Annotated in this window: 7 protein-coding genes; 6 read left to right on the top strand and 1 reads right to left on the bottom strand. The window is 37.6% G+C overall.

Going from position 1 to position 6,371, the window contains the following annotated elements; all coding sequences use genetic code 11:
- Positions 1 to 258 precede the first annotated feature (258 nt).
- Positions 259 to 1,491: an IS4 family transposase gene (locus T323_RS0112545; protein ID WP_026673602.1), complete on the top strand. Its 1,233-nt coding sequence runs from the start codon at positions 259 to 261 to the stop codon at positions 1,489 to 1,491.
- A 366-nt stretch (positions 1,492 to 1,857) separates the two neighbouring features.
- On the opposite strand, the gene T323_RS0112540 is transcribed toward T323_RS0112545, so the two are convergent.
- Positions 1,858 to 2,322 (bottom strand): hypothetical protein, encoded by a 465-nt coding sequence (locus T323_RS0112540; protein ID WP_026673601.1) that lies wholly within the window; start codon positions 2,320 to 2,322, stop codon positions 1,858 to 1,860.
- Between the two features lie 115 nt (positions 2,323 to 2,437).
- On the opposite strand from T323_RS0112540, the gene T323_RS0112535 reads away from it, so the two are divergent.
- From T323_RS0112535 to T323_RS0112515, 5 genes are all read left to right on the top strand, one after another.
- Positions 2,438 to 3,562 (top strand): cysteine desulfurase family protein, encoded by a 1,125-nt coding sequence (locus T323_RS0112535; protein WP_026673600.1) that lies wholly within the window; start codon positions 2,438 to 2,440, stop codon positions 3,560 to 3,562.
- A 93-nt stretch (positions 3,563 to 3,655) separates the two neighbouring features.
- Positions 3,656 to 3,910 (top strand): hypothetical protein, encoded by a 255-nt coding sequence (locus T323_RS0112530; RefSeq protein ID WP_026673599.1) that lies wholly within the window; start codon positions 3,656 to 3,658, stop codon positions 3,908 to 3,910.
- Positions 3,911 to 4,455: 545 nt separating this feature from the next.
- Complete coding sequence (locus T323_RS0112525) at positions 4,456 to 4,644, top strand: PLDc N-terminal domain-containing protein (protein WP_026673598.1); 189 nt, start codon at positions 4,456 to 4,458, stop codon at positions 4,642 to 4,644.
- Positions 4,645 to 4,656: 12 nt separating this feature from the next.
- On the top strand, positions 4,657 to 5,547 hold the full coding sequence (locus T323_RS0112520) for an ABC transporter ATP-binding protein (RefSeq protein ID WP_026673597.1): 891 nt from the start codon (positions 4,657 to 4,659) through the stop codon (positions 5,545 to 5,547).
- Complete coding sequence (locus T323_RS0112515) at positions 5,544 to 6,317, top strand: ABC transporter permease (RefSeq protein ID WP_035178585.1); 774 nt, start codon at positions 5,544 to 5,546, stop codon at positions 6,315 to 6,317. Before T323_RS0112520 ends, T323_RS0112515 begins: the two co-directional genes overlap by 4 nt.
- The last annotated feature ends 54 nt before the right edge of the window (positions 6,318 to 6,371 follow it).

The raw sequence follows: 6,371 nt of genomic DNA, 5'->3' as shown, positions 1-6,371 counted from the left end.
GCTACAGCCACTCGCTTTCCGCGGGGAGGTGGCGAGCCTCCTCGGCTAACGCCTGTGGGGTCTCGCCGCTCCTCTCTTTCCCGCAGGAGTCGAGTGGCTTTCGCTCCATTTCACTCAGTGGAATCACTATATTTTTATGCTTTACATTTCAACTAACAAAGTGAAAATTTGAAGAAAACACTAGACGAATAAAAAAAATTCTCCTATTGTAAAAGCAAAGCCAAAGTTATCCGTGACTTTTACAATAAGGAGAATTTTATGGATAACAAAATTGTATCAAATCAATCTACACTAAGTAAATGTTTATCTCTATTACCATTCGATTCATTTCGTTCTGGCTTTCTAGATTGGGGCGTCAAGAAATTAACGACAGCTAATTTACTAAGGATTTGCGTCGCTTCTCAATTACAAAATTGGGAATCGTATACTCAAATAGAAGAGGAAATTAGGGCTAGAAAAGATTCGCAAGAATTATTTGGGCTATCGAGTATTAGTGGTTCTCAAATATCCAGACGCGTGAATACTTTACCATCAACGATGGTAGAAAGATTATTTCAACTAGCTGTACAAAAAGTACAAGAAGTTACCACATTAAATAGCACTTTTAAAGGCTTTGGAAAGCTGCATATCATAGATGGTTCTTGCCTTCATTTAGGTCCAACATTTGGGAAATGGGCTTACGTTACACAAAATCGAAATCAAGTTAAACTTCATACTCGTCTAGTAATAGCTTCTAAACATGAGGCTTATCCGGATAAGGTCATTCCATCGACGGGAAATGTAGATGAACGCGAAGTAGTCATGGAGTTAGTTACTGACCCAGATGCAACCTATCTCTTTGATAGAGGGTATGTAGATTATTCTAAAATAGATAATTGGGTCGGTCGAAACTTACGTTTCGCCATGCGGATTAATGATAAACACAAAGCAGAAGTCATTGAAACACTTGAACATGATTCTGATAAAATTATCACAGATGCCAAAGTTATATTAGGGCGTAAGCCAATGAAACATCCAGTTAGGTTAGTAGAATTTCAAGACGACGATGGTCGTTTCTACAGAATCATAACGAATCGGTGGGATTTAAGTGCTGAAGATGTAGCTGACTTGTATAAATGCCGTTGGCAAATTGAGATATTCTTTAAATGGGTAAAGCAACACTTGAGACTCGTGAAACTACAAAGTACTAAGCCACAAGGCATTTGGAATCAAATTTTATTTGCCATGACAGCCTACTGTTTAGTTTTGTACATAAAAAAAAGCGAGAATACATCTAAGACTCTTTGGAAAACTTTACGATTCCTTCGGACCTATTCTAAAGATACTTGGGCTGATTTTTTAAAAAACTTCCACCGCCAACCAAAACAAACCTCGCAAGGGCGTAAAAAAACGAATCAACCAAGAAGTCCAGAACCGTTAAATGATGGCGGTGTGGCTGTTGTAAAACCAGTGGGAGAAAAACGTTCAAAAACCGCAAAGTATAAAAACTGATAAAACTTACAAATTTTAGATAACGAATGGCTTAAATACTGCCCCCTCAACTTTTTTGCTCATTTCTCATAAAGTTCAATGTAAAATTTATACATATTTTCTATATTTTTAAATCAAAGTGAATCTTGATTAATATTCTTCATCAATTGTGGATATATTTGCAAGGCCAATGACGTATGTTCCGTTATTTTGCTTGAAATCAATGTTTTACGTACCTTAGTCGACATACGTTCCGTTACATGTAGTTTTAGCAACTATTTCATTGAATCTTAGGCAGTTAACGGAATGGATGTCCGTTAACATTGAAAAATAATCTATTTTCGCTTCAATAGCGGAACAGATGTCAGATAGCTACCCGGGTGTTATTTATAAAACCCGTTGAAACCGCGCTGGTAGTTCATTTTTGTTTGTTACAAATAAAATCGGTTCGAAGTTCTCGATATTTTCAACATATAATTCGGCAATGGCCTTCATTTCAATAAGCTCATTTGCGATCGCTTGTGAGTACATTTCATAATCCTCTACCGTATACTCATCTGAACCAGCAGCAAATTCTTCTCCATCTGACTCGATAACTAAGGAATAATATAAATCAAGCAACAATGATTCTGCTTCAGTTGCTTCCTTTTTATTGTTCTGTCCTTCTAACGCTTTTAACACAACGGCTGTCCCGTGGTAAAGTGCAGCAAACTCATGCACACTCAACTCTGTTTTATTTACTATATGTTCTGTTAGTGCTTCCCAAAATGATTCATGATCCTTATGTTTTGGGATTTGTCTAATGATGGAGCTATAAGTAGGCGAATAGCCGTTTCTGTATGTGATATTCATAATACTCTCCTTCGTATAAGTAGATGTATCTTTTATTATATGTTTTTTTTCATACAAACTAAATAGTAATGTATGATACACTTTTGACAACTATAGTAGGTAAAGGGTGAATTTAGTGGAACCTATATATTTTGATTATAATGCAAGCACACCAATCGCTCCTGAAGTAAAGCAAGCTATGCTCCCTTTCTTAACAGACCATTACGGGAATCCATCGGCTCTTCATTTTGCGGGAAGAGAAGCGAGAGTGGCTGTTGAGTTTGCGCGGAAACAAGTAGCGACATTATTACACGCAAAACCAACGGAAATCATGTTCACAAGTGGGGGAAGTGAATCGAACAATTATGTATTAAAAGGCGTTGCAGAAACATTAAAAGAGAAAGGAAATCATATTATCACGTCTAAAATCGAGCACCCAGCAATACTTAACCCATGCCGTTATCTTGAAAAGCAGGGTATCAAAGTTTCCTATGTTGATGTGGACGAATATGGAAGTGTAAATCCAACCGACATTGAAAATGAGATAACAGAAAAAACGATTTTAATTTCAATTATGCATTCTAATAATGAAGTCGGTACGCTTCAGCCTATCGAAGAAATTAGTGAAATCGCGAAAAAACATCATGTCCTTTTCCATACGGACGCCTCCCAATCTATTGGAAAAGTCGATGTCAATATTCAACAACTAGGAGTTGATTTTTTAACAATCGCGGGCCATAAACTATATGCTCCAAAAGGAATTGGAGCGTTATATATTCGAGAAGGAATCGAAATTGAATCCCTCATACACGGTGCAGGACATGAAAGTGGTAGAAGAGCGGGTACAGAAAATGTTCTTTTAACGGTGGGTCTCGGACAGGCGTGCGAAGTTGTCAATGAGATTGAAAAAGAAAGCAAGCGGCTACATGAGTTAACACAGTTTTTTTGGGAAGGGTTAAAAAAGCAGTTTAATGAAAGAATTCAACTTCAAGGACATCCAAGAAATCGTCTTCCGAACACATTAAATGTTGCTTTTGTCGGTACTCAAGGGCAACAAATATTAAATCAAGTTCCTGAAATAGCAGCCTCCACAGGATCGGCCTGTCATGCAGGAGGCGTGGAGTTATCGCCCGTTTTAAAGGCAATGGGCGTCACCGAACAAGTCGGAATGGGCGCGGTTCGTTTTAGTGTCGGGCGTTATACAACAGAGAATGAGATTTCTCGTGCACTCGATTTATTAAAAGATGTAAAATTGTCGTAAAAGTTGATTTAATGGAAAAATAAGCAAAAAAGAGATAGACGCCTTCCTCATCCCATGCTATTTTAAAAGTATGTGAGGGAAGGAGAGTGTACGATGGAAGCAATAACAGGAATGTTTGTAGCCGTTGCGATTTGTGCAATGGGTACCATCATTATTATCATGCTCATTAAGGCATATCAGACGAAATTAAAAACATCTCAGAATCGGGAGCTAGAAAAGCTTACGAAAGAGTTAATGATAACAAATCAACAATTGTTACAAATGCAAAATCAAATGGCAACAGATATTTTAGAGGTCAAAGAGCAACTTCAAACAAAACAACAGCAAAAAGAGATAGTTGGTGGATGATTTCATCCGCTAGCTATCTTTTTTTTGAAAGAAAAGATAGCATAAAAGTTTTGGTCTAGCAGAGAAGTTTTGAAAGTTTATTCTAGAAGAACGAATGCTCCGTACTTCGCTTGAAACGAAAAGACGCTCCTACGTTTTTCTTGTAGGTTATGGATTAAGCGGCCATGGAAACGGTTATCTGTGAACATTGCCAGCGTTTTGGAACATTGGTGGACACAGGAGCAGTTAATCATAATTTATCGCTAGGAATAGAGTTACCTTTGTGTTAATAAGCGCTCCTGTGGCCGCTAAAAAACGGAAACTCGTATAATGTTCACAAATAACGGCTGCTCTGACCGCAAAAATGAGAGATGTGGAATCAATAGAACCTAATTGTTTGTACAAACTATTTATTCGCGTCTGTCCAAACTTTGAATTTGCTCTTTTCTTTTTTAGGTCTTCATGGTTTTTGACATTAATGTACAAACTAAAATAAATAATAATTTTTTGAACGATTTTGAGATGTGAAACGTCTTAATGATGAAAATAGCAAAGGAGCTGAAAAAATGGAAATCTCATGGCAATTACTAGCGCCCATACTCATCCTGCAACTTATTTTAGTTGTTACCGCCCTGATTCATTGTATCCGACAAGAAGAAACAAACGGTCCGAAATGGCTATGGATTATTTTAATTTTGCTTTTAAATTTAATTGGTCCCATTTTATATTTTCTCATTGGGAGAAAAAAAGACTAGAGGTGAACGTACATGTTATTTGAGGTGGAGGAGTTAACAAAAAAATATCGGCAACATACCGCAGTTGAATCGATTTCGTTTGGTATTGAACCAGGCTCTTGTGTTGCCCTTTTGGGAAGAAATGGAGCAGGAAAAACAACGACATTACAAATGATTGCAGGGTTACTTGAACAAACGAGTGGGAAAGTTTCGTTTATGGGTAAACCGTATATCGATAAAAAGCATATCGGCTTTTTACCACAATACCCTCAATTTTTCTCGTGGATGACTGCAGAGCAATATTTACATTTTGTTGGTTCTCTTTCTGAAGTGAAAAAAAATGTGTTGAAAGAAAAAATAGCGGAGGTTCTTTCTTTTACGGGGTTAGAACAAGCGAGAAAGCGAAAAATATCAGGATTTTCTGGCGGGATGAAGCAGCGTTTAGGATTAGCCCAAGCACTTATACACAATCCAACGCTGTTGCTGTTAGATGAACCAGTGTCCGCTCTAGATCCTGAAGGACGAAGAGAAGTGTTGCAATTACTATTTCAATTAAAAGAAAAAATGACAATCTTGTTTTCCACTCATGTGTTACATGATGCCGAACAAGTATGTGATTCTGTCGTGATGTTACGAGAGGGAAGTCTTGTATGGTCAGGTTCATTGGAGCAGCTAAAATCCGAGAACGAGGAGCTCACTTTTTTTATTGAAGCAGACTCGTCATTAGAACCTGTTATCCAAGAAGCGAAAGACATCGTATCTGTTCATTATTATGAAAAGGGAAAAGTAGATGTGACCTTTGTCAATGTGAAAGCGAGCCAACAGTTTATTCAAAAGTGTGTGGAATTATCCGTTACAATTTTACAGTTTCAAAGAAAAAGAGACACGTTAGAGGACATGTATCTAAAGGTGATGGAATCATGAAACTAAAAACGCTAATCATAAAAGAAATTCGTGAAAGTGTATCGACAGGGAAAATTATCTGGCTCCCGGTTGTCTTTTTGTTACTAGGTGTAATGGAACCGATTACTACTTATTACATGCCACAAATATTAGAAGTTGCAGGAGACATTCCTAAAGAAGTAGTTGAAATGATACCGACACCGACGAGTGAGGAGGTTCTTTTAAGTGTTCTCTCGCAATTTGGTTTACTTGGAACCGCATTACTCGTATTAAGTTCGATGGGAAGTGTGTCAAATGAGAGAGGAAACGGTGCCCTAACGTTAGTGATGGTTCGTCCTATCTCAGCGTTGCAATATTTAGGAAGTAAGTGGATAAGTCAATGTTTTATAGCTGTCGGATCGTTTGGACTTGGCTATACGCTTGCTTATTACTACACTGTCTTATTGTTCGGTGACATTGCGTTTTCGACCTTTTTACTTAGTTTGTTTGTCTATTGTTTATGGGTTATTTTTGTCATTAGCGTGACGCTAGTATGTAGTGTTTGCTTGAAACAAAACGGGGGAGTGGCAGCTGTTAGTTTAGCAGTATTAGCAGGATTATCAGTGTTTAGTAGTTTTCTTCCAAATTATGCAAAATGGTCACCTTCTATGGTTCCACAAGAGATTGGGACGTTTTTCTTAAGTGGAACATGGAGTGACACGGCATTTATTGCTTTTAGCTCATCGATTGGAATTGTGATAGCTTTGTTTGTTTTTGCGTTCGTTGCATTTAAGAGGTATGAGGCGTACTAAAGGGTCGGTTACAGATTGTATTGTGAATAATGTTACGGACATTTGTTCCGCTAT

Origin of the sequence: Alkalihalobacillus bogoriensis ATCC BAA-922, assembly GCF_000621445.1 — a bacterium.
Taxonomy (GTDB): Bacteria; Bacillota; Bacilli; order Bacillales; family Bacillaceae_F; genus Bacillus_AO; species Bacillus_AO bogoriense.
The sequence above is the reverse complement of the archived record's forward strand: the minus strand, read 5'-3'. Positions and strand labels throughout refer to the sequence as shown.

Excerpts from the sequence above, each read along its gene's own strand:
- T323_RS0112515 (WP_035178585.1), top strand. The coding sequence starts at position 5,544 with ATGAAACTAAAAACGCTAATCATAAAAGAAATTCGTGAAAGTGTATCG.
- T323_RS0112530 (WP_026673599.1), top strand. The coding sequence starts at position 3,656 with ATGGAAGCAATAACAGGAATGTTTGTAGCCGTTGCGATTTGTGCAATG.
- T323_RS0112520 (WP_026673597.1), top strand. The coding sequence starts at position 4,657 with ATGTTATTTGAGGTGGAGGAGTTAACAAAAAAATATCGGCAACATACC.
- T323_RS0112540 (WP_026673601.1), bottom strand. The coding sequence starts at position 2,322 with ATGAATATCACATACAGAAACGGCTATTCGCCTACTTATAGCTCCATC.
- T323_RS0112525 (WP_026673598.1), top strand. The coding sequence starts at position 4,456 with ATGGAAATCTCATGGCAATTACTAGCGCCCATACTCATCCTGCAACTT.
- T323_RS0112545 (WP_026673602.1), top strand. The coding sequence starts at position 259 with ATGGATAACAAAATTGTATCAAATCAATCTACACTAAGTAAATGTTTA.